Consider the following 21,341-nt stretch of genomic DNA (forward strand, 5'->3'; position numbering starts at 1 on the left):
TTTGAGCTCTACCAGCACTGATTTCCAAGACCTCGGCGCTGTGAAGGACGCCGGGGTCTTGGAAACACGCCTGATTGACATCGGCTATGAGAAGTTCGCCAGCGACGTCTGGGGGCGTACTGCGCTGCTCACCCGTGGAGTGGGCGACTTCTCCGATTTGTTCTCAGCCGACGCCGTCGACGAGTTGATTTCGCGTCGCGGACTGCGGACGCCTTTCCTGCGCGTCGCCAAGGGCGGCTCGACTCTTCCCGAGTCCTCGTTCACGTCGCCGGCAGGCGTTGGCGCCACTATCTCCGACCAGCTGGACGACACCCAGCTCTGGCGCAAGTTCGCCGACGGAGCCACCCTGGTTCTCCAAGCGCTGCATCGCACATGGAAGCCAGTGTCCAGCTTCAGCACGCAGCTGAGCACTGAGCTCGGACATCCCGTGCAGGCCAATGCTTACATCACTCCGCCCCAGAACCGTGGTTTCGACGACCATTACGACGTCCACGACGTCTTCGTCCTGCAGATCGAGGGAACGAAGCGCTGGATCATCCATGAGCCGGTCCACGTGGACCCGCTGCGTAGCCAGCCGTGGACCGATCGCCGCTCCGCCGTCGCCGAGGCAGCTCAAGGCAAGGCTTACATCGATACCGTCCTCGAGCCCGGCGATGTCCTCTACCTGCCGCGTGGCTGGCTGCATGCCGCCGAGGCGCAGGGGAAGGTCTCGATCCACCTCACCTTGGGAGTCCACAGCTGGACCCGCCATGCGCTGGCCGAACACCTCGCACAGGCCGCGCTTGCAGCGCTGTGCGACGATCCCGAGGTGCGCCGGTCCTTGCCGTTGGGCGTGGATGGACCTGATGAGGAGATCGCCGCTGTCCGTGAACGCCTCGCCGCAGCCGTCTTGGAGGCGGACACCACGTCCCTTTTTCATCGCACCCGGAGGGGACAGGGACGCCCGGCCCCGCTTGGTCCGGTGGCCCAACTCGCGGCTCTCGATGGCCTGGGCCCGGAGTCGCTGGTGCGGCTTCGGGAGGCATTGGAAGCGCGGCTTGAAGGATCACGCTTGACTACTCGCGTGGGCTGGCTCGACTTCCCCGAGGCAAATCTGCCCTCCGTCAGGCGCCTGCTGGACGGCGAGGCTCACCTCGCGTCTGATCTTGGCGTTGAACTGGTCGAAAGGTTGTTACGCGCTGGAGTTCTCGTCACCGCTGAACTGTGACCATCAACAGTGACAACCTCATCGCTTCCCACACCAGGCTTCTTTTGCGCGGATAGCGCCCGGATTCGCGGCGACTCGATGGCAGGCACGGCGTCACCCGGCTTGGTCTGGGTCCTCGTAGAGTACCGGGGCGGGTGGCCGCCCAACGGCTTCGACGGCCTTGATCTTGGGGCCGGGACCAAGGCCCTTGTACTCTCCGCAGCTCGGACGGCGGGTGCCCGGGTTCTCTTGGTGCGGCGGCCCGGTCCCCGCCGACGCCACGGTCCGAACAGTTGGGCCGTAGTGCGCCATCACAGCTCGGGCGCCTATCAGCAGTTGTGGGGAACGTGGGACCGGGATGAGGACCTGGCCGACATCGTTACCGCTTTGGCATCCCCCGGAAAGCCCGGATTTCCGCCGGTCATCCTGATCTGCGCTCATGGTCGGCATGACCCTTGCTGCGCGGTGCGGGGCCGGCCCGTGGGACGTGCGCTGGGTGAGCGTTGGCCGGAGCTGGTCTGGGAGTGCTCCCACGTTGGCGGGGACAGGTTCGCAGCCAACGCCGTAGTGGTTCCCGACGGCGTGTACTACGGCGGGCTCGATGCCCAGTCCTCAGTCGCCACCATTGAAGAACACCTCGCCGGACGCATCCACGCAGGGTATCTGCGCGGATATACGGATCTTTCCCCACTGCAACAAGCCGCCGTCGCGGCCGTGCTCGAGTGTTTCGGTCCTGCCGGCCGCCATGACTATCTGGTCACGGAGACTTTGCAGGAGGGCGACCACTGGCGTGTCCACATCACCGGCAACCCGCCACACCCGGCGCATATCGATGTGGAACTGCAGCCCCGCCGCTCACCGCAGTGTCAGCTGACCTGCCTGGCGCCGGCCGAGGGCTCGGTCATGGTCTACGAACCCACGTCCATCCGCAGGACCTGACTCTTGCGGACTGCCGATACGAGACGCCAGGCTTTAGCGCGATTCAGAGTCTTCGGGCTGGTCCATGTCGAGTGGTGAGTCGATGAGGCTTGGCGGCTTGGGCACTCGGGCCAGCAGGAGGCAGACGACGGTCAGCCATGCCACTGCGACGGTCAATACCTCCGCCCACACCAATTCACCAAGCTCCATGATGTGATCTTATGGCGCAAACAGCAAAACTGTAAGTATCCTTACTACTTGTGTGACCGTTCGGAGTAATGCGGCGCTCCACTAGGCTTGAAGCATGACTCAGGCAGGGCGGAAGTAGTGGCAAAACGCGGCAGGATCAGTAAGTCGCAAAGGTCGACGGCGGGAGTCGTCGAGGTGCCCACAGGCACCCGCCCCGACGGTCCGGTGGCGGGGGTCTACTACATCGATACCGGCGACTGCGAGTTACTGCAGGACCAGGACAACTCCAACGGCTGGCTCCTGAAGATCAACGGAGTCATGAGCTCGCACATTGACCTTGCTGACCCGCTGTTCCTCGACTTCGAATACATGCGCTGGATTGCGGCGCTGGTGGAGTCGCGCTGGCCCCGGGAACAGAAACCGAAACTGCGTGCCCTGCACTTGGGCGGGGGAGCATGCTCCATGGCGCGGTACTTCCACGCCGCCTATCCGGAAGCGCGGCAGGTGGTTGTGGAGCTCGACGGGAAACTGGCCGATTATGTTCGCGGCTGGTTCGACTTGCCCAAGGCCCCCTTGCTGCGCATCCGTGTGGGCGAAGCCCGTGAGGTGACCGAGTCGCTAACGCCGGACACCCGGGACCTCATCATTCGCGATGTCTTCGCAGGAGCCTTCACGCCCCGGGCCCTGACCACCAGGGAGTTCACCGCGCATGCGGACTCGGTCCTGGCCCCGGATGGACTGTATGTGGTCAATTCCGGCGATGCACCGGACCTCAAGAACGCCCGGGCCGACGCCGCCACCATCGCAGCCACCTTCGAACACACCATGATCATTGCCGATCCCGCCATGCTCAAGGGGCGACGCTACGGCAACATGATCATGGCCGGCAGCCACGCACCGTTCGGCGACGACCCCACCCTCGCCCGCAAGCTCCTGGGAGGAGGCGTTCCCGCGCACATGTGGGACGACGCCAAAGTGCGGGCCTTCGCCCAAGGAATCCCGGTCCGGCACGATCCCGTTACTGTGGCCGCAGACGAACCTTCAGTTGCGGCTGAGTGAACTGTTCCAGGCTTCCCACAGGTGAGCGTAGCGCCCGCCGACTGCCAGCAGTTCCTGATGGGAACCCGACTCGACAATCCGCCCCTGCTCCATGACCACCACGGTGTCAGCCGAGGCTGCTTGGGACAACCGGTGCGCGATCACCACTGAGGTCCTTCCGGCCAATGCTGCTTCGGCAGCCTGATCCAGCATGTGGGCCGATCCTGTTCCGGCCTCAGCAGTAGCTTCGTCCAGGACCGCGATGGGTGGGTCTTTCAGCATCAAACGCGCGAGGGCCAATTGCTGCGCCTGCTCCGGAGTGAGCTGGTGGCCGCCGGCGCCTACGGAGGTGTCCAGTCCGTCGTCGAGCGTTTCAACCCAAGTCGCCCCAACTGTCTCCAGCACGTGCGCAAGCTCATCGGCGGACGCGTCCGGTTTGGCGAGCCTGAGGTCCTCGGCGAGTGTGCCCGAGAAGACGTGCACCTCCTGGCTGACCATGGCAATGCGCTCATGCAGCTCCGCCGGGGCACCAGCGGCTGAGTCCAGCCCGCCCACCCATGCTGTTCCGCTGTGGGGGTGTTCCAAGCCCATGATGACTTTGGCGAGGGTGGTCTTGCCGGCGCCTGAGGTGCCCACAATGGCCACTCGCTCCCCGGGTTGCACCGTGAGGGAGACGCCGTGGAGCGCGGGCCGCTGGCCGGGGTAGGCGAAGGTGACGTCGTCCAGGACGATGCCGGCATCAGCGGCCGCTGGCGAGGGCCGGGCAGTGGTTCGCCCCGCAGACATGGTGAGCCCGAACATCCTGCCCAATCCGGCTGCGGCTTTTTGAAGCTCATCGAACTGCCCCAGAACCAGCCCGATCGGATCGAAGAGCCGGTAGAAGTACAGTGCTGCTGCCGTCGCCGCGCCGATGGTGACGGCGCCCTCGGCGTGGAGCCAGAACCCCACCACCAGGACCGCGGACAAACCGATGAGTTCGGCCAAGTTGAGGCGGTTGTAGAAGCGGGTCAGGTAACCCACCCCGCGCATCGAATGGCCGATGTTTTCGTGGGAGGCTGCCGCCACAAGATCCGCATGCCGCGACCCGAGGCCCAACGCCACAACGGACGGCGAACCATGCACGGTCTCGATGATCTGCTCGGTCCGGTTGGCCTCGGTGATCCGCACGGTCCGGTAGATGGGCGCGGTTCGCTTGAGGAACCACCGCAGGGTGAAGACCTGCAGCGGCGCCGCAACGAGTACGGCAACTGCGAAGCGCCAGTCGATCACGCCCAGACCCAGCAGCGTCACGGCGATGGTGAAGGCGGCGCTGGTGAACGCGGGCAGCACGCCCGAGATGGCCTCGCTGACGGCTTCAACGTCGCCGGAGACGCGGGCCACGACGTCGCCGATGCCCGCCTTTTCCAGCTGGGCGAGCGGCTTCCGGGCGGCGGCGGCAAACACTTCCTCGCGCAGTCCGGCGAGGGCTTCCTCGCAGATCCGCGCCAGCAGGTTCTGGCCCAGAATGCCCAGCAGGGCGCCGAGTCCACCAGCAACCAGCAGCCCGATTGCCAGCCAGAGCAGGGACAAGACGTCCCCGCCCGAGGCCGCGATGTTGACCATCACGCCCAGAAGTGCCGGGGCCGCCAAGCCGCAACAGGACGCCGCCAGCAACACCTCGATGGTCAGGGTGAGCCTGCCCGGGTGTTGCGCCAGCAGGCGCCACATTGCCTTCCGGGTCTCGCGTGGCGTGGCAATGGGCAGGATTTCCGCGCTCATGAGCCCACCACCTCACGGTAGCTGGCGGACGTGGCAAGAAGCTCCCGGTGCGTACCGGTTGCAGGCGGCCCATCAGCTCCGCCCATCACCACCCGATGGCAAATGGCCAGCAGAGTGGGACTCGTTGTCACCAACACCAGGGCCTTGTCCGGGAAGTTCCGCAAGCCATCAGCGATCACCGCTTCGGTGGCGGTATCGACGGCGGTAGTGGGGTCGTGCAGCACCAGAACCGGTTGTTTTTGGTGCAGCGAGCGGCCGAGCACCAGTCGCTGCCGCTGGCCTCCGGAGAGGCTCTGGCCGTGCCCTGTGAGAACAGTTTCCGTGCCTTCCGGCAGTTGCGAGACGAAGTCCCCGACGGCGGCGGCCGCCAGGGCGCGTTCCTCCAGTTCGGTGCTGGATACTGCCACGTTTTCGCGGACACTGCCGCGGAACAGGACACCATCGTGGCTGTCGGCAAAGACCCGTGAACGGACGTGGTGGGGATCAAGCTGGGCGGCGTCGCGGCCATCGATGGATATCAGACCCGCGGGAGCCGGTGTGCGGAAGCCGAGAGTATCAACCAGTTTCCGCGCGTGGTCTCCGTCCGGAAGTACGACGCCCACGATTTCGCCGATTGACGCAGTAAAGGGCGGGAACACGCTGTTGTCTGCCTTGTCGCTGAGTTCGAGCACCGGCGCTGGTTGCCCGTATGGAGCTGGTTCCGCCGGGGAGGTGAGTGTTGCTGCTGAGCCAGCTGCCGCCGTCGTACGTTCTTCCGTGTCCGGGGCGGGTACAGCGTCCGGTTCCTCGAGCAGGACTGCGATGCGTGCTGCCGAGGCGCGTTTGCGCGCCAGTTCCACACTGAGGAAGCCCAGCGACGCCATGGGGCCCTGAACGAACTGGGCCACGCCAACAACGGCCACCAGTTCCCCCACCGTGATGGTTCCTTGGACGGCGAACCAGGCTGCGAAGAAGGCTATACCGGCCAGGAACGCTGCGGACAAGGCCGTGCTGGCTCCTATGTAAGCGGACTTGGCGCGGATGGCTTTCAGGGCCGAAGCGAGGGATTCCCGGCTCGCTGCGCGGTAGCGCGCGATGGCTGCATCCTCGGCGCCAAGGCCCTTGAGGGGGCGTGAGCCGGTGATGAAATCGGTGGCCAAGGCGCCGGCGCGGGCCGCCGTGGACTGCTCCATGTCGCTGCGGTTTTCGAGCGGTTTAGTGAGCCGGTGCATCACCAGCAGCATGACCGGGGTTGCCAAGAGAACGGCAAGGCCCAGGGGCACCGAGATCAGCAGGAGGGTAACGGCCGAGGTGATCACGCCGGCCGCTGCAGCCAGACCGCCGCTGATAAGCCAGGAAAGCCCGGCCACCCTGTCGGCGTCGGAAGAAGCAATGGCCACGATTTCGCCGGGTGCCCGTCGGGCCGCCATACCGCGGTGGTGAAGCGTCCGTTCCACCACCAGTTGCCGGAGGTCATGAGAGCCGTAATTGAAGGATCGCTCAGTGGCCAGGGTGCCGAGACGCCACGACAAAGCGAGCACAACGAACACCACAGCCAAGGCGCCCAGCCATCCGAGGAGCGCGCCGGCGTCGTTCGGTTGAATGGCGTTGTCCACCGCGGCGCCGATGGTTGCCGGCACCAAAGCCTCGCTGACCTGGTGCAAGGCGAGTCCCGCGCAGCCCACCAGCAACAGCTTCCAGCGGCGATTGGCGAACAAAGTGAAGGTGAAGAGACGGGAGACCGTCCAGGGTGCTGGCTTGTTACGTCCGGGCGGGCAGGACGGAATGGCGGAACTGGAGGGCATGCTTACCATAGTAAGGCTCACCTAACTTCGAGAAGGCCAGATGACCCGCCAAGCTATATCGCAATCCGGACAGACCGCGCCAGCTTCGGAAATCCAGTTGGACGCTTCTGTGGAGGGCGAGACGATGTCGCAGGACTATGGCGTTTACACGGGATATTTCGAGTGCGCGACGCCGGCGACGTGGACTGAACACGTCCACGATACCCATGAGCTGCTTTGGGGTGCCCGCGGAGTGCTGACGGTGGAGGCTGGCGGCGGCTTCTTTGCTGTCCCGGCCACCCTGGGGTTGTGGATTCCCGCAGGGGTGGTTCATGCGGTGAAATCCACGCAGGGGACCGACTTCTACTGCTCGCACATATCTACGCAGCTCGCCCCGCAGCTGACAAGCCGGACAGTGGCGGTTACTGTGCCCACGGCCGCTCAGGAGCTGCTGCGCCACATGAGCAACTTCGACATGGACGATTCCATCAGGAAACGTTCGGAGCAAGTTGTACTGGGACTGTTGGATGTAGTGGATGCCAGGCCGATGCTGTTGCCGATGCCCTCCGACCCTCGCCTGGAGCTCATTGCCCGGGCCCTCCTGGATGATCCTGCCCTGGACCGTTCACTGGAGGAGTGGAGCGTGCAGGTTTCCATCAGTGTCCGCAACTTGTCCCGCCTCTTCCACAAGGAAACGGGGATGACGTTTGCTCAGTGGCGCATCCACGCCCGGGTGCGGGTTGCCCTGGGTTTACTGGCCGCCGGCTACCCGGTTTCCTCGGTCAGCAGGAGGGTGGGTTACAACAACCCGAGCGCCTTCGCGCAGGTGTTCCGAAAGGTGATGGGGCACACTCCCGGCTGGTACGTGTCCTCGCTTAAGGCCGGAAACCGCCATTCTTTGGCCGGTTCCGAGTAGAATCCAGGGGCTTCTCAGCCCCTTCCGTTGTTAGGGTAGGTATACCTAACTTCGGCGGCCCGTCGAGATACCTGCGGCCGCTACCGGGAGCTCTCCGTCTCCCCTGAGAATCAAGAGGACCGCAGTGATTTCACGCTCTAAAACCATGTCTGCCGCCGTTGCGGCCCTGGCCTCCGCAGCCCTGCTCCTGAGTGGCTGCGCCACCACTGACGCCAGCGCCACCACCAAATCCGAAACGCGGACGGTCCAAAGTGAGGTCAAGGAAGTAGTCATGCCGGCCGAGCCGAAGAAGGCCCTGGGCATGTACACCACGGACCTGGACATGTTGATCACGCTCGGCATACCACTCGCAAGCCAGCAGCCCATCCGGGACAGCGGATACACGGGCTTCCCGTACTTCTTCGACCAAGATGCACTCAAGGGCATCACCCCATTCACCAACTACCCGGAGTTCAACTTTGAGGCCATCCTCAAAGCACAGCCGGACGTGATCCTGAACGGCCTGGGCTACGAAAAGGAGCTTGACGCCAAGCTCTCCGACATCGCCCCCACCTACACTTTCAACGGCTTCGACGGCAGCGACTGGCGCACCAAGTTCAAGACCGTAGCCGAGGCTTTCGGCAAGACCGACCAGTACCAAGCCTGGATGGATAAGTACCAGGCAAAGGTTGACGACGTGAAGAAGCGCCTGGCCGATGCCGGCAAGAGCAACCTGGTGATTGGCCCGGTGGACTACTACGAAGACCAAGTTTCGGTCAGTTGCTACGGGACGCCGTGCCTGGTCATCAAGGACCTGGGCCTGAAGGTTTCCCCACTAGCCGACGGCGAAGGTGTCAAGCTCAGTGCCGAGCAGCTCCAACAGCTCAACGGAATCGACGCCATCATCACCACCGAGGTTCCCGAGAAGGACGGCGCAAACCCGGACGCCTTCGCTCCGCTGGCCAACAACAAACTGTGGACCTCGCTGCCGTTCGTGGCCAACAAGCAGATCCACACCTACGACCTCGAAATGATCTACGGCTCCCCGAGCGGCCAGTATGCCCTGCTGGAGAAGTTTGAAAAGGCGCTCCTATCATGATGCGGATCTACCGTGCCGAGGTCATTTCCACACTGCTGCTCACCCCCGGAATGATCCGGATTACCTTTGGCGGTCCGGGGCTGGCCGGCTTCGACACCACTGGAGTCGGGGACGAATACCTTCGCGTGTTCTTGCCGGATCCGGGCTGCCATGAGGCCCGCCTGCCCATCTCCACCGGGGACTCGTGGGACTGGTCGCCTGGCGTCGAACCGTCCGCCATGCGGACGTACACGGTCCGCGCGGTGGACGCCGGCGCAGGCACCGTGGACATTGACTTCGTGGTTCACGACGGCGGATTGGCAGCTTCCTGGGCCGGGCGCGCCCAAGCGGGCGACGTCGTCGGACTTAACTCTCCAACCGGACTGTATGAACCGCCGACCGGGCTGCAGTGGCAGATCCTGCTCGCCGACGCCACGGGCCTCCCGGCCGTCGCACGGCTCGTTGAGCAGAGTCCGCCGGGTGTCCGGACGCGGGTCCTGATCGAAGTGGAGGATCCGTCGCACCAGCAGGAACTTACCCTTGGCGCCGGAACCGAGGTTGCCTGGATTTACGGTGGGAACGGCCACAGCCAATCCCGTTTGGACGAGGTTCTGCGCTCCATGGAATTGCCTGGCGGCGTGGGCTACATCTGGGTCGCCGGCGAAACCAAGGTATTGCGCGGGATCCGCAAGTACCTCCGGCATGACAAGAAGCTCAAGCCCGAGTCCTACAAGCTGATTGGCTACTGGACGGACAAGAGCGAAGCCTGGGAAGAGCGCTGGGAAAATCTCGACGCCCAAACGCGCCGCTGGTTTGACGAACTGTGGTCCAACGAGAAGTGGGATCGCGAGGAAATCGTGGACCTTCAGGACGCCAAGTTCGAATTGCTGGGCCTCTAAATGGCGTCCGGGACCATGGCGCCGCGCTCGGCAACTGCGGCGGCGGTCGAGCTGCCAGACGCGGTGCCGGTTGCCGGGGACTCCCCGCCACCCTCGGCGTCGGCAGGGTTGGTGGCCGTGAACCGGTACCGCCTGCTGGGATTGCTCACAGCACTCGCCGCGCTGGCCCTGGTCCTGTGGCTGAGCCTGGTGGTGGGGTCCAAGGACGTTGACTTGGCCGCTCTCTGGCCCGCGATCACTGCCTACGATGGCTCACCGGAACACGTCATCATCCACGACCTCCGCCTGCCACGGACTGTCACTGGCATGGTGGTCGCGGTTGCCCTCGGCTTGTCCGGGGCACTCATCCAGGCGTTGACCCGCAACCCGTTGGCGGACCCCGGCATCCTGGGCGTCAACGCGGGCGCGGGGTTCTCCGTGGTCCTTGGAGTGGCGATCTTCGGCGTCACCAGCATCCAGGAGTACATCTGGTTCTCCTTCGCGGGTGCAGTGGTGGCCACCGTGGCTGTGTACTTCATCGGTTCACGGGGGAGGGGCGGCGCAACCCCGCTCCGCCTCACCCTTGCCGGAGTTGCCCTCGGGGCAGTCCTGGGCGGGATATCGTCCGGCATCACGCTGCTTCGCCCGGCCGTTTTTGACAGCATGCGCAGTTGGAGCGCCGGCACCCTCAGCAACCGTACGTGGGAGATCTTCACCACCGTGGCGCCGTTCATCCTTGTTGGAACGCTCATCGCCCTTGCCATGGCCCGGCCCTTGAACGCCGTGGCCATGGGCGACGACACCGCCAAGTCACTCGGGGCCAACATTGTGAGCACCCGCGTCTGGACCATCGTTTCAGTGACCCTGCTCTGCGGCGCCGCGACCGCAGCCGCGGGCCCCATCGGATTCGTGGGGCTCATGGTCCCGCACGTTGCCCGATGGATTGTTGGTCCGGACCAGCGATGGATCCTGGCCTACACGCTGGTGCTGTCTCCCGTGCTGCTGTTGGTGTCCGACATCCTGGGGCGCCTTGTTCTCCGTCCCGGCGAGATGCAGGTTGGAATCATCACCGCATTTGTTGGCGCGCCCGTCCTCATCTGGCTCATCCGACGCCGGAAAGTGAGCACGTTGTGATTTCGGTTGAGTCAGCTACCCCGGTTGAGCAAGCGGCGCCCGTTGACTTTGGCAGGCGGACCCTCTCCGTCCGCCGCTTCGGCGGGCGCGTCTCACTCCGCATCGACGTCCGCAGCCTGATTGTCACCGCCGTCCTCGTCGCCGCCGCCCTGGCGCTCGCCGTCGTCGCCCTTGGCCTGGGCGAGTTCAGCGTGGCGGTACCGGACGTTGTTTCTGCGCTGCTGGGCCAATCCGGCGGCGCCGTGCACATGGTGGTGGTGGAGTGGAGATTGCCCCGCGTCCTCCTGGCCCTGTTATTGGGGGCGGCCATGGGGGTTAGCGGGGCAATCTTCCAGTCGCTGACCCGAAACGCACTGGGAAGTCCGGACGTGATCGGCTTCAACACCGGTGCATACACCGGCGCGCTGGTGATCATCCTGCTGATGGGCGGCGGTTACTACGCGGTGTCTGTCGGTGCGTTGGTGGGTGGGCTGGTGACGGCGGCGCTCGTGTACGTATTCGCTTACAAGAAGGGCATCCAGGGTTTCCGGCTCATCATCGCCGGCATCGCTATGAGCGCCATGTTGGCGTCGGTGAACACCTTCATGATCCTCAAAGCCTCCCTGGAACAGGCCATGTCCGCGGCCGTCTGGGGCGCTGGTTCCCTGAACAAAGTTTCGTGGGATCAGGTGTTGCCTGTGGTGGTCATCTTCATGGCGCTGCTGGCTGCGTTGTCTTTCTACGGCAGGCGGCTGGGCCTGTTGGAAATGGGCGACGACGCCGCCCGGGCCTTGGGCGTTCGGCTGGAAGGCTCGCGGCTGGTCCTCGCAGTGGTGGGCGTGGCTTTGACGGCAATGGTCACCGCTGCTGCCGGCCCCATCGCGTTTGTTTCCTTGGCCGCCCCTCAACTTGCTCGGCGACTGACCCGGTCCGCTTCTGTGGCAATGGTTCCATCGGCCGCCATGGGTGCGTTCCTGCTGGTGGCCAGCGACATCGTGGCCCAGAACCTTTTCGCGCCCGTCCAACTGCCCGTGGGTGTAGTGACCGTCAGCATCGGTGGGTGCTACCTCGTGTGGCTCCTTGCCCGTGAGGTGAAGCGGCAATGAGTGACGACTTGAAGGAGATTGCAATGACTAACGTGTTGGTTGAACCGGGATCGGCAGGCTCGCGGCCTTCCCGGGTCCGCTCTGGCGTGGGTTCGCGCCTCAGGGCCGATAATGTGAGCCTCGGATACGCTGGCCGCACGGTGTCCTCGGCGCTCGATGTCCGCATTCCCGACGGCGAGTTCACGGTGATCGTGGGCCCGAATGCCTGCGGTAAGTCAACACTGTTGCGGGCGTTGTCCCGGTTGCTGGAACCTTCCTCCGGTTCCGTTGTGTTGGACGGCAAGAACATTTCGTCCTACGGAGCCAAGGAAGTCGCCCGGCGTCTCGGTTTGTTGCCGCAGACATCCATTGCGCCCGACGGAATCACCGTGGCCGACCTTGTTGCCCGTGGACGCTACCCGCACCAGAAGCTGTTGCGTCAATGGTCCGAATCCGATGAAGCCGCAGTAGTTGCTGCGTTGGAGGCCACCAACGTAACGTCGCTGTCCGGTCGCTTGGTGGACGAACTCTCCGGTGGGCAGCGGCAACGCGTGTGGGTGGCCATGGTGCTGGCACAGCAAACCCCTTTATTGCTCCTGGACGAGCCCACCACGTTCCTGGATATCGCGCACCAGATCGAGCTCCTTGAGCTGTTCCGGCGGCTTAACGGCGAGGGCAATACCTTGGTGGCCGTGCTGCACGACCTCAACCACGCCTGCCGCTACGCAACGCACCTCATCGCGATGAAGGACGGCGCGGTGGTTGCCGAGGGCCGGCCCGCCGACGTGGTCACGGCCGAGTTGGTGGAGCACGTATTTGGCCTGCCGTGCGTAGTCATCGACGATCCTGTGAGCCACACGCCGCTGGTGATCCCCTTGGGGTCGTGATTTCCCCCTTGCGCTATTCCGCGCCCAGCAACTCCTCCCGACGCTGCTCCGTCTCCTCCCGCAAGGCCTGCACGACGGCGGCAACTGCGGGGCGGCGTATGGAGTCGGGGCGGAGGACCATCCAGTAGGGCAGGAGCTCCGCGAAGTCCGCTGGCAGGAGCCGCACCAAATCACTGTGCCGATCGGCCATGAAACACGGCAGGAATCCCACGCCCGCCCCGGCACGGGTAGCCTCAACATGCACGAACACATTGGTTGAACTCAGGCCGTCGCGCATGGCTGGGACCAGCCTGCGGGGAGCATCCAGGTCATCCACTTGCAGCATGGAGTCCACAAAGTACACCAGTTGGTGCTGCGTGAGTTCCTCGATGCTGGACGGCGTTCCGTTGTCTTTCAAATAGGCGCGGGACGCGTACATCCCCAGCCGGTACTCACCGAGCCGGATCGCCTCGGCCCGGTGCACCTGCGGCGTCCCCACCACCACCTCGATGTCCAGGCCCGATCGCTGTTGCAACGCCCGCCGTGTCACAGTGACGATCTCCACGCTGAGTCCCGGATGCTCCCTTCTCAAACGGGCCACGGCAGGTGCCGCGATATAGGCGCTGAAGCCATCAGTTGCGGTCATGCGTACGACGCCGGTGATGGGGTCGGGTGCGCGGTCGCTCGGTCCCAGCGCGCCCACCGCCGCTTCGATCCGTTCCGCGACCAGCACCGCTTCCGCTCCCAGCTCCGTTACCTCCCAACCACCAGCCGCGCGCGCGAGGACCCGGCCCCCCAGCGCTTTCTCCAGCGCCGCTATCCTGCGCGAAACGGTGGTGTGGTTGAGTCCCAAGGCTTGGGCCGCCGTCGTAAATTTTCCTGAACGTGAGACGGTAAGCAAGATGAGGAGGTCGTCGGGGTTCGGATTCATATCTGCAATTTTGCACATACTCAGTGCCACTTTGGTCATTGAGTGCGGAAGAATCTGCAGCAATACTCAGTGGAGCATTTCGTGTTGTGGATCACATCACGTTCAAGAGGGTCAAAGAGGACACTGAGGAGATGGATATGAGCGTAGAGCAGCGCTCCGCATCAAGAGCAGGGAAAGGCGCCGGCGAAGGTTCCGGACTCAAGAAGATCGTCGCCGCATCGATGGTGGGCACGGTGGTGGAGTGGTACGAGTTCTTCCTGTACGCCACTGCCGCCACGCTGGTTTTCGGCAAGTACTTCTTCCCGAGCACGGGCAACGAACTGGACGGCATCATCCAGGCCTTCATCACGTACGCCGTTGGTTTCGTGGCCCGTCCGCTGGGTGGCATCGTCTTCGGCCAGATCGGCGACAAGCTGGGACGCAAACCTACCCTGCAGCTGACCATTGTGATCGTGGGCGTCTCGACGTTCCTGATGGGCTGCCTCCCCGGCTTCATGGAAATCGGCTACTGGGCACCGGCCATGCTGGTTGCTCTTCGCTTCATCCAAGGCTTCGCGCTCGGTGGCGAATGGGGCGGTGCTGTCCTGCTGGTAGCTGAGCACAGCCCCAACAAGTCCCGCGGTTTCTGGTCATCCTGGCCGCAGGCAGCCGTGCCGGTGGGTAACCTCCTGGCCACGCTGGTCCTGTTCGTCATGTCCACCACACTGAGCAGCGAAGCCTTCCTCGGCTGGGGCTGGCGCGTAGCGTTCTGGCTCTCCGCGGTGATCGTGTTCGTTGGCTACTACATCCGCACCCACGTCACCGAAGCCCCGATCTTCCTCGAGGCCAAGGCTCAGGTGGAGGAGTCCAAGGCCATCAGCTACGGCGTTGGCGAGGTCATCCGCAAGTACCCCAAGGGCATCCTGCAAGCTATGGGCCTCCGCTTCGCCGAGAACATCATGTACTACCTCGTGGTGAGCTTCGCGATCGTCTACCTCAAGAGCGTCCACAAATACGACACGTCCTCGCTCCTGCTGGCACTCCTGATCGCCCACGTCATCCACTTCCTGGTCATCCCGCAGGTCGGACGCCTGGTGGATTCGTGGGGACGCAAGCCCGTCTACCTGGTGGGCGCAATCACCGGCGCAACCTGGCCGTTCTTCGCCTTCCCCATGTTCGACACCAAGAACGCCGTAGTGATTGTGCTCGCCGTGACCATCGGCCTGTGCCTCCACGCTTTCATGTACGCAGGGCAGCCGGCCATCATGTCCGAGCTCTTCCCCACCCGCATGCGCTACTCCGGTGTCTCGCTCGGCTCGCAGGTCACGTCCATCTTCGCCGGCTCACTCGCCCCGCTGCTGGCGACCCAGTGGCTCAAGGACACCGGCTCATGGGTTCCCACAGCGATCTACCTTGTAGTCGCCTGCGCCATCACCGTCGTCGCCGTTGTTTCACTCAAGGAAACCAAGGGCATCGCGCTGCAAGAGGTGGACGAGGCGGACGCAATCCGGCATGGACTGACTACGTCTTCAGCAGCGAAGGGCTAATTTGATGGACAACTCCTTGAACGGCCGCAAAGCACTGGTGACCGGCGGCGCCAGCGGAATCGGGGCCGCCTGCGCCCGGGCGCTCGCCACCCGCGGAGCGAAAGTAGTAGTGGCCGACGTCGATGCCTCCGGAGCTGCGGCGCTCGCCGATGAGCTGGGCGGCACAGCCTGGACGGTGGACCTGTTGGACGTGGACGCGCTGGCCGCCCTGAGCCTCGACTGCGACATCCTGGTCAACAACGCAGGGATCCAGAAAGTTGCGCCGATAGAGGAGTTCGAACCCGCCGAGTTCCGGCGGATCCTGGCCCTGATGCTGGAGGCCCCGTTCCTCCTCATCAGGGCCGCCCTCCCGCACATGTACGCCAACGGGTTCGGCCGGATCATCAACATCTCGTCGGTCCACGGGCTCCGCGCCTCGGCCTACAAGAGCGCGTACGTGTCCGCCAAGCACGGCCTCGAGGGACTCAGCAAGGTCACTGCCTTGGAGGGCGGCGAGCGCGGGGTCACGTCCAACTGCATCAACCCCGGGTACGTTCGGACCCCCTTGGTGGAACGCCAGATTGCCGATCAAGCCCGGCTCCACGGCATCCCCGAGGCCGAGGTTTTGGCCAAGGTGATGCTGACGGAGTCCGCGGTGAAGCGGTTGGTGGAGGTGGAGGAAGTTGCGTCGTTGGCAGCGTGGATAGCCTCCGACGACGCCGGCATGGTTACCGGTGCGAGCTACACCATGGACGGTGGATGGTCGGCTCGGTAGCCCTGCCGCGCCCACCCTTTCGCCGAGATGGCATTAACTGCCATCTCGGCGCGGGTGCGCTTCAAACGTTTGCTGCGACGCGGGCGTTTGTGGGGTTTTCCACATAGACAACTACAGGTCTGATGTTCGGCCGGGGTCCCTGGAAGAGTAGCTTTATGGGCGGAATTCGGGGATCGCAGGAGGCAGCAGTGGCTTCGCCACTGGCTTTACCAGCCCGTGTCCTGCCTTCTGCACCTCCCGGGGCGGTGGCGTCTGGAGTGGCAGTTAGCGGACGGGGCATCCGGGAGTTCATCCTTGAGCTGGGGTCACGTCAGATCACCGCCGATAGCTCGGCGCTGATTGATGAATTGCGCGATCTTGAGGACCTGAAGTCTGCCATTTCAGCCCGGCAAGCCCGGGTTGCAGTGGCGTTTGATCTGGCGCAGAGGGCCGAGCAGGCCCAGGCCGGGGTTCCCGCGGCAGAGCGTGGCATGGGCGTTGCTGCGCAGGTGGCGTTGGCGCGGCGGGAATCACCGAATAAAGGATCCAGACTCTTTGGCTTTGCCAAAGCGCTTGTCACGGAGATGCCGCGAACCATGGCAGCGCTGGAGTCGGGCCAGTTGAACGAGTGGCGGGCCACGCTGCTCGTGAAGGAAACAGCCTGCCTGTCCGTTGAGGACCGGGCAGCGGTGGACGAGGAACTCGCCCCGGACGCCGGGACCTTCGATGGGACCGGAGACAAGGCCATCATCGCCGCCGCAAAAGCCGCCGCATATCGTCGTGACCCGCGGTCTGTGGCACAGCGAGCCAGCCGTGCAGCTACGGAACGTACGGTCAGCCTCCGTCCTGCGCCGGACACCATGACGTACCTCACCGCACTGCTCCCGGTCGCCCAAGGCGTGGCCGTCTATGCAGCGCTGACCCGGACAGCGGACTCCGTCCGTTCCAGCGGGGACGCACGGACCCGCGGCCAAGTCATGGCTGACACCCTGACCGAACGCGTTACGGGCACGTCGGGTGGTGTCGCGGGCATCAACCTCAACCTCGTCATGACCGATCGCACGCTCTTTCAAGGGGACCCCGAGCCCGCGCGGCTCGAAGGCTACGGAATCGTACCCGCTGAATGGGCAAGGGCGCTTCTGGTTGAGGAACAATCCGGGTATGAGGATCAGCTTCATTGGAACCTGGAGTCCGCGGACCGCAGCGAATTGAGAGTGCTGCTCCGCCGCCTCTACACAGCTCCCCGCAGCGGCGAGCTCCTGACGATGGACTCAAAAGCACGGTTCTTCCCCCAAAAGTTGAGACGCTTCATCCACATCCGGGACAACACATGCCGTACCCCGTATTGTGACGCGCCCATCCGGCACATCGACCACGTCATTCCCTGGCATTCAGAAGGCAGCACCCACCTCAACAATGGGGCCGGGCTTTGCGAAGCCTGCAACCACACCAAGGAGAATCCGGGCTGGACCGCAAAGAGCATGCCCGGTGACGTGCACACGATCCGTGTCAGCACTCCCACCGGGCATAGCTACAAATCCAAAGCGCCACCGCTGCCGGGGCACAAGTCCACGCGCCTCAGAAACTAACGTGCCTTCACCACCGGTAGGGCGGCCGTCTCGTCCACCAGCTCTGCCCTGAGCAAACCGCCACCGCGGACCCACAGCTTGTAGGCCACGAACAGCAGCACCAGCCAGGTTCCGCCAACGTACAAGGCAACACGCGTGTCCTCGAAGACGCCCAGGATCACGATCACCATGGCCATGAACGCCATGGTGAGAATGGACGCAACAGGCCACAGAGGCGAACCGAATTCCGACGCCGGCAGGCCCTTGCGCTTGATCTCCCGCTTCATGGCGACGTGCGAAGCGAGGATCATCACCCAAACCCACACGGTGGCGAAGGTAGCGATCGAGGCAATGAGCACGAACACGTCCTCCGGAATGACAGCGTTCAATACGACGCCCACCAGCAGGATCCCGCCCATCATCACCACGGTCATCCACGGAACACCATGCCGGGAGATTTTGCTGAAGCTCTTGGGCGCGTGTCCCTGCTGGGCCAGTCCGAACAGGATGCGGCCAGCACCGAAGATGTCGCTGTTGATCGCCGAGAGCGCGGCGGTAATGACCACGGCGTTGAGGATATGCGGGGCGGCCGGGATGCCCAAACCATCGAAGATCTGCACGAACGGACTGCCGCTGCTGCCGATTTCATTCCACGGGAAGATGCTCATCAGCACGCCCAAAGTCAGTACGTAGAACAACAAAACGCGGACGGGCACAGTATTAACTGCTTGAGGGATGACCTTCTTGGGGTTCGTGGCCTCGCCCGCCGTGATACCGATCGTCTCGATCCCGCCAAAGGCAAACATCACGACGGCGAACGCGGCCAGGAGCCCCTCGAAACCATTGGGGAACAAACCGCCGTGATTCACGAGGTTCCCGAGTCCCGGTGCCACGCCACCGCCGTCGCCCGTTTGGAAGCCGAACACGACGATCGCAGCACCGCCGACGATCATGGCGATAATCGCCACCACCTTGATCAGCGAGAACCAGAACTCGAGCTCGCCGAACACCTTCACGCTGAGCAGGTTCATGGCGCCCAGAAACAGGATGATCGCGAGCACCCAGATCCATCTGTCCACCTGTGGGAACCAAAAGCCCATATAGATACTGAAGGCTGTGACATCGGCGATGGCCACGATCGCCATCTCGAACACATAAGTCCAACCGGTCACAAAGCCCGCGAACGGTCCCAGATACTTGGACGCGTACTGGCCGAAGGAGCCCGACACGGGGTGTCGGACAGCCATTTCGCCCAGTGCTCGCATCACCATGAACACGGCCGCGCCGCCGATGATGTAGGCCAGCAGGACGGCGGGGCCGGCTTTCTGGATGGCGGAGGCGGAGCCGTAGAAAAGGCCGGTGCCGATCGCAGATCCGAGCGCCATGAAGCGAATGTGACGGACGTTGAGGCCTCGGCTGAGCGCCGTACCCGCGGCTTGGAGGACAGAGCTCTCCACAGCCAGCTTGGTTTGTTGCATAGTAAAACCTTCTCGTCTTTGGGAGGGGATCGCTATCCAGCAGATCACTTTTGGGCGCCTTGTGATGGGACTCACGGGGCTTTGGTGTCTTTGATCGCAGACAGTCCAGTGGCGTCGATTTTCACCGTGGTAAAAGTCATAGTCTCCGGTCGGATATGATGACCGCGGACAGCTCGTCACCGGTCAGGCATCCCTCGCATCCGCGTCGCCCCCATTGAACTCCGCGCTGCCATCGCATCCGTTACTTGGGGGACTCTTGAACTCTGCATTCCGCACTGCCCGGCGCCGTGTTACTGCTGCCCTTGTTGCCGTTGTAGCTGGGGCTTCTTTGCTCCTCGCTGCTCCCGCTCAGGCCTACGAAATTCCAGCTTTTGAAGTTCCGCACGCCGCTCAGGCTCCTGTCCCGTTCGTGGAGCGGGCGACTGATACTGCCGGCGTCGTTGAGCTGTGGAAGGCGGGCGGCCCTGCAACCCGTGCCGCCGCTGCTGCGGCTCTTGTGGGCGGGCCGGAGGCGCTGCAGACATTTCTCGACGGCGGACAGGACGTTACGCTGGCCGCGGACCGCAAGCAGCTGGTTACCGAGCTGACGACGCGGGGAAGCGAGAACGTCAGGGAGAGCGCGGTCCGGGTACTGGCCACGAATGACCCCGCTGTGATTGATAGCTTCCTGTCGAGCGGTTGGGCCAAATCCTGGGAACTTGATTTGCGGATCGCTACAAGCTGGTTCCTCAACTACGAAGGTCCCGTCCGCATGGCTGCTTCCAAGAGCTTGGATCAAGGCGCTGAGGCTATCGAGGGATTCGTTCTCGAGGGCTGGCGTAAGACTGCTCAGGGCCAGGACCGGGAGGCTGTCACACACCTGACAAATTCGCCCATCGCCGGTGTCACTCTCGGAGCCCAAGCGGCTCTGGACACCTATGATCCGGAGGTCCTCGCTACTTTCCTTCGTTACGGCCAGTTTGTTGCTGCCGATCGCGATTCAGAGACGGCAACAGTGACCGGGCTGCTCCAACAAATCAAGTCAGACATCGCAGCCAATCCCAACGGCACCGTTGCGGTCGCTGATCGCGCGAAGGCCGCCGTGGAGAAGGCCAAAAACACAGCATCAGCTGCGAGGGAAGCAGACACGGCCCGATTGATGGCCGACTGGAAATTCCAGACCACACAGGCCGTTCCGCGTGCCATCATCGACGGTGCAAGCATGACCGCTAAGAAGCCGTTTCAAGAAGCTTTTGGAAAAGCAGCCAAAGAGCTTCCCGGGCTTCTCACAACCCTGACGGCGCCCGGTGCCGACCTCGACGCGCTGATCAATGATGCCCGCCAGGCCACCTTGGATCTCGCATTGGTGGGTACGCCTGAGGTTCGGAAAGCCGCGGAGGCTGCGCTGCTGGGTGGCGATGCTGCAATCAAGGACTTCGTCACCGTCGGCCACGATGCTGCCTTTGAGCTGGACGAGGCCGCACTGGTTGCCGACCGCCAGCGTGCTTTCCAATACCAAGCCACGGGTGGCAAGTACGTACAGAAGGCTGCCACCGAGGCCGTGAAGTCTGCCAGCCACGCAGACGTCCGTTACTTCCTGGAGTACGGATTTGCTGGTCCGCAGGACCTCGACAACCGCATCCTCGCTTACCAGAAACTGGACGCCGCAGATCTGGAACTGCGGGTAGCCGCCGATGTTGCCTTGGACGGCAGCCGGGCAGATGCGCACGCATTCGCTACGGTTGGTCAGTTTGCAGCCCTTGATCGGGACATGGCCACAAGGGCCCACGTTGCCTCGATCGACGCCATGATCGCCGAGCTTGCCGGCCTGGCAGATACAGCAGCTGTCGATGCCGGCAAGGCCTCCGACGCTGCCAAAGCCGCCGAAGCCGCACGTCAGGCCGAAGCTGCCGCAGAAGCCGCCCGCCAGGCTGAAGCTGCACGCCAAACTGCCGCGGCCAATGCTGGTGGACAGGCCGGGCAGGCTGCAGCCGGCCAGGTTGACGTCTCCCAGCACTCGGGAACCGGAGTAGCCCCGATCGTGGTTCCTTGGCCGCGTGACTACGCTCCCGCCGTCGAGCTTGCCGAAGCCGGTACGCCGGCCGAAGCCGTAGAAACCCCCGCAGCCACAGCGTCGGCCGCGCCCAGTATTTCAGTGCCGCCGGCCGCGTCAGCTGCCAAGGATGGCGCCTCGGTTGATTCACAGTCGCAAGAGGCCGCCAGTCCGCTGGCTGCCTCATCCAACGGGATGAGCGGCTGGACCATCGGGCTGATCGTGGCTCTGGTCCTGGCCGCGGCGGGAGCCATTACGTTCCTGCTCAGGCGTAAGGGTGTAGCCCCGACCAAGGGTTAGGGGTCG

At 63.9% G+C, this 21,341-nt stretch carries 18 protein-coding genes; 13 read left to right on the plus strand and 5 right to left on the minus strand.

Annotated features, from left to right (window positions below; all coding sequences use genetic code 11):
• Position 1: 1 nt before the first annotated feature.
• Positions 2–1,207, plus strand: a complete 1,206-nt coding sequence (locus tag ARUE_RS01780; protein ID WP_502691424.1) for a cupin domain-containing protein — start codon at positions 2–4, stop codon at positions 1,205–1,207.
• 78 nt (positions 1,208–1,285) lie between these two features.
• Positions 1,286–2,125, plus strand: a complete 840-nt coding sequence (locus tag ARUE_RS01785) for a sucrase ferredoxin (RefSeq protein ID WP_014920510.1) — start codon at positions 1,286–1,288, stop codon at positions 2,123–2,125.
• A gap of 33 nt (positions 2,126–2,158) precedes the next feature.
• On the opposite strand, the gene ARUE_RS24425 is transcribed toward ARUE_RS01785, so the two are convergent.
• A complete protein-coding gene (locus ARUE_RS24425) occupies positions 2,159–2,314 on the minus strand; it encodes a hypothetical protein (RefSeq protein WP_011773143.1) in 156 nt (51 codons plus the stop codon).
• Between the two features lie 117 nt (positions 2,315–2,431).
• On the opposite strand from ARUE_RS24425, the gene ARUE_RS01790 reads away from it, so the two are divergent.
• Positions 2,432–3,352 (plus strand): spermidine synthase, encoded by a 921-nt coding sequence (locus tag ARUE_RS01790; protein ID WP_014920511.1) that lies wholly within the window; start codon positions 2,432–2,434, stop codon positions 3,350–3,352.
• On the opposite strand, the gene ARUE_RS01795 is transcribed toward ARUE_RS01790, so the two are convergent.
• Together ARUE_RS01795 and ARUE_RS01800 are read right to left on the minus strand one after the other, a co-directional pair.
• On the minus strand, positions 3,335–5,089 hold the full coding sequence (locus tag ARUE_RS01795) for an ABC transporter ATP-binding protein (RefSeq protein WP_014920512.1): 1,755 nt from the start codon (positions 5,087–5,089) through the stop codon (positions 3,335–3,337). The genes ARUE_RS01790 and ARUE_RS01795 overlap by 18 nt on opposite strands.
• Positions 5,086–6,873 (minus strand): ABC transporter ATP-binding protein, encoded by a 1,788-nt coding sequence (locus tag ARUE_RS01800; RefSeq protein WP_286140137.1) that lies wholly within the window; start codon positions 6,871–6,873, stop codon positions 5,086–5,088. Before ARUE_RS01800 ends, ARUE_RS01795 begins: the two co-directional genes overlap by 4 nt.
• Before the next feature lie 40 nt (positions 6,874–6,913).
• Here ARUE_RS01800 and ARUE_RS01805 point away from each other — a divergent pair, with 40 nt between their 5' ends.
• From ARUE_RS01805 to ARUE_RS01830, 6 genes are all read left to right on the plus strand, one after another.
• On the plus strand, positions 6,914–7,768 hold the full coding sequence (locus ARUE_RS01805) for a helix-turn-helix domain-containing protein (RefSeq protein ID WP_286140139.1): 855 nt from the start codon (positions 6,914–6,916) through the stop codon (positions 7,766–7,768).
• 145 nt (positions 7,769–7,913) lie between these two features.
• Positions 7,914–8,846: an ABC transporter substrate-binding protein gene (locus tag ARUE_RS01810; RefSeq protein ID WP_014920515.1), complete on the plus strand. Its 933-nt coding sequence runs from the start codon at positions 7,914–7,916 to the stop codon at positions 8,844–8,846.
• Positions 8,843–9,724, plus strand: coding sequence for a siderophore-interacting protein (locus ARUE_RS01815; protein WP_014920516.1), 882 nt, complete (start codon positions 8,843–8,845; stop codon positions 9,722–9,724). The genes ARUE_RS01810 and ARUE_RS01815 overlap by 4 nt, the downstream gene beginning before the upstream one ends.
• Positions 9,725–10,837, plus strand: a complete 1,113-nt coding sequence (locus ARUE_RS01820; protein WP_014920517.1) for an iron chelate uptake ABC transporter family permease subunit — start codon at positions 9,725–9,727, stop codon at positions 10,835–10,837.
• Entirely contained in the window at positions 10,834–11,922 is a 1,089-nt protein-coding gene (locus ARUE_RS01825) for a FecCD family ABC transporter permease (RefSeq protein WP_014920518.1), read from the plus strand. Before ARUE_RS01820 ends, ARUE_RS01825 begins: the two co-directional genes overlap by 4 nt.
• A 23-nt stretch (positions 11,923–11,945) precedes the next feature.
• A complete protein-coding gene (locus ARUE_RS01830; RefSeq protein ID WP_286140142.1) occupies positions 11,946–12,788 on the plus strand; it encodes an ABC transporter ATP-binding protein in 843 nt (280 codons plus the stop codon).
• 13 nt (positions 12,789–12,801) lie between these two features.
• Here ARUE_RS01830 and ARUE_RS01835 read toward each other — a convergent pair whose 3' ends face one another.
• Positions 12,802–13,698, minus strand: a complete 897-nt coding sequence (locus ARUE_RS01835; protein ID WP_043470943.1) for a LysR family transcriptional regulator — start codon at positions 13,696–13,698, stop codon at positions 12,802–12,804.
• A 137-nt stretch (positions 13,699–13,835) separates the two neighbouring features.
• Here ARUE_RS01835 and ARUE_RS01840 point away from each other — a divergent pair, with 137 nt between their 5' ends.
• The 3 genes from ARUE_RS01840 (at position 13,836) to ARUE_RS01850 (ending at position 17,546) form a co-directional block, all read left to right on the plus strand.
• Positions 13,836–15,224 (plus strand): MFS transporter, encoded by a 1,389-nt coding sequence (locus ARUE_RS01840; protein WP_011773152.1) that lies wholly within the window; start codon positions 13,836–13,838, stop codon positions 15,222–15,224.
• Between the two features lie 4 nt (positions 15,225–15,228).
• Positions 15,229–15,978 (plus strand): 3-hydroxybutyrate dehydrogenase, encoded by a 750-nt coding sequence (locus ARUE_RS01845; protein ID WP_014920522.1) that lies wholly within the window; start codon positions 15,229–15,231, stop codon positions 15,976–15,978.
• A gap of 122 nt (positions 15,979–16,100) precedes the next feature.
• Positions 16,101–17,546, plus strand: coding sequence for an HNH endonuclease (locus ARUE_RS01850; RefSeq protein WP_014920523.1), 1,446 nt, complete (start codon positions 16,101–16,103; stop codon positions 17,544–17,546).
• Here the strand turns inward: ARUE_RS01850 and ARUE_RS01855 are convergent.
• Positions 17,543–19,003, minus strand: a complete 1,461-nt coding sequence (locus ARUE_RS01855; protein WP_014920524.1) for an amino acid permease — start codon at positions 19,001–19,003, stop codon at positions 17,543–17,545. The two genes, ARUE_RS01850 and ARUE_RS01855, sit on opposite strands and share 4 nt — an antisense overlap.
• 256 nt (positions 19,004–19,259) lie before the next feature.
• On the opposite strand from ARUE_RS01855, the gene ARUE_RS01860 reads away from it, so the two are divergent.
• A complete protein-coding gene (locus tag ARUE_RS01860) occupies positions 19,260–21,335 on the plus strand; it encodes an ALF repeat-containing protein (RefSeq protein WP_014920526.1) in 2,076 nt (691 codons plus the stop codon).
• Positions 21,336–21,341: the final 6 nt, after the last annotated feature.

Origin of the sequence: Arthrobacter sp. Rue61a (assembly GCF_000294695.2) — a bacterium.
Taxonomy (GTDB): Bacteria; Actinomycetota; Actinomycetes; order Actinomycetales; family Micrococcaceae; genus Arthrobacter; species Arthrobacter aurescens_A.

Coding starts and splice junctions, on each gene's coding strand:
- ARUE_RS01795 (WP_014920512.1), bottom strand. CDS start 5,089: ATGAGCGCGGAAATCCTGCCCATTGCCACGCCACGCGAGACCCGGAAG.
- ARUE_RS01810 (WP_014920515.1), top strand. CDS start 7,914: ATGTCTGCCGCCGTTGCGGCCCTGGCCTCCGCAGCCCTGCTCCTGAGT.
- ARUE_RS01835 (WP_043470943.1), bottom strand. CDS start 13,698: ATGAATCCGAACCCCGACGACCTCCTCATCTTGCTTACCGTCTCACGT.
- ARUE_RS01785 (WP_014920510.1), top strand. CDS start 1,286: ATGGCAGGCACGGCGTCACCCGGCTTGGTCTGGGTCCTCGTAGAGTAC.
- ARUE_RS01820 (WP_014920517.1), top strand. CDS start 9,725: ATGGCGTCCGGGACCATGGCGCCGCGCTCGGCAACTGCGGCGGCGGTC.
- ARUE_RS01800 (WP_286140137.1), bottom strand. CDS start 6,873: ATGCCCTCCAGTTCCGCCATTCCGTCCTGCCCGCCCGGACGTAACAAG.
- ARUE_RS01805 (WP_286140139.1), top strand. CDS start 6,914: ATGACCCGCCAAGCTATATCGCAATCCGGACAGACCGCGCCAGCTTCG.
- ARUE_RS01855 (WP_014920524.1), bottom strand. CDS start 19,003: ATGCAACAAACCAAGCTGGCTGTGGAGAGCTCTGTCCTCCAAGCCGCG.
- ARUE_RS01830 (WP_286140142.1), top strand. CDS start 11,946: ATGACTAACGTGTTGGTTGAACCGGGATCGGCAGGCTCGCGGCCTTCC.
- ARUE_RS01845 (WP_014920522.1), top strand. CDS start 15,229: ATGGACAACTCCTTGAACGGCCGCAAAGCACTGGTGACCGGCGGCGCC.
- ARUE_RS01815 (WP_014920516.1), top strand. CDS start 8,843: ATGATGCGGATCTACCGTGCCGAGGTCATTTCCACACTGCTGCTCACC.
- ARUE_RS01850 (WP_014920523.1), top strand. CDS start 16,101: ATGTTCGGCCGGGGTCCCTGGAAGAGTAGCTTTATGGGCGGAATTCGG.
- ARUE_RS01840 (WP_011773152.1), top strand. CDS start 13,836: ATGAGCGTAGAGCAGCGCTCCGCATCAAGAGCAGGGAAAGGCGCCGGC.
- ARUE_RS24425 (WP_011773143.1), bottom strand. CDS start 2,314: ATGGAGCTTGGTGAATTGGTGTGGGCGGAGGTATTGACCGTCGCAGTG.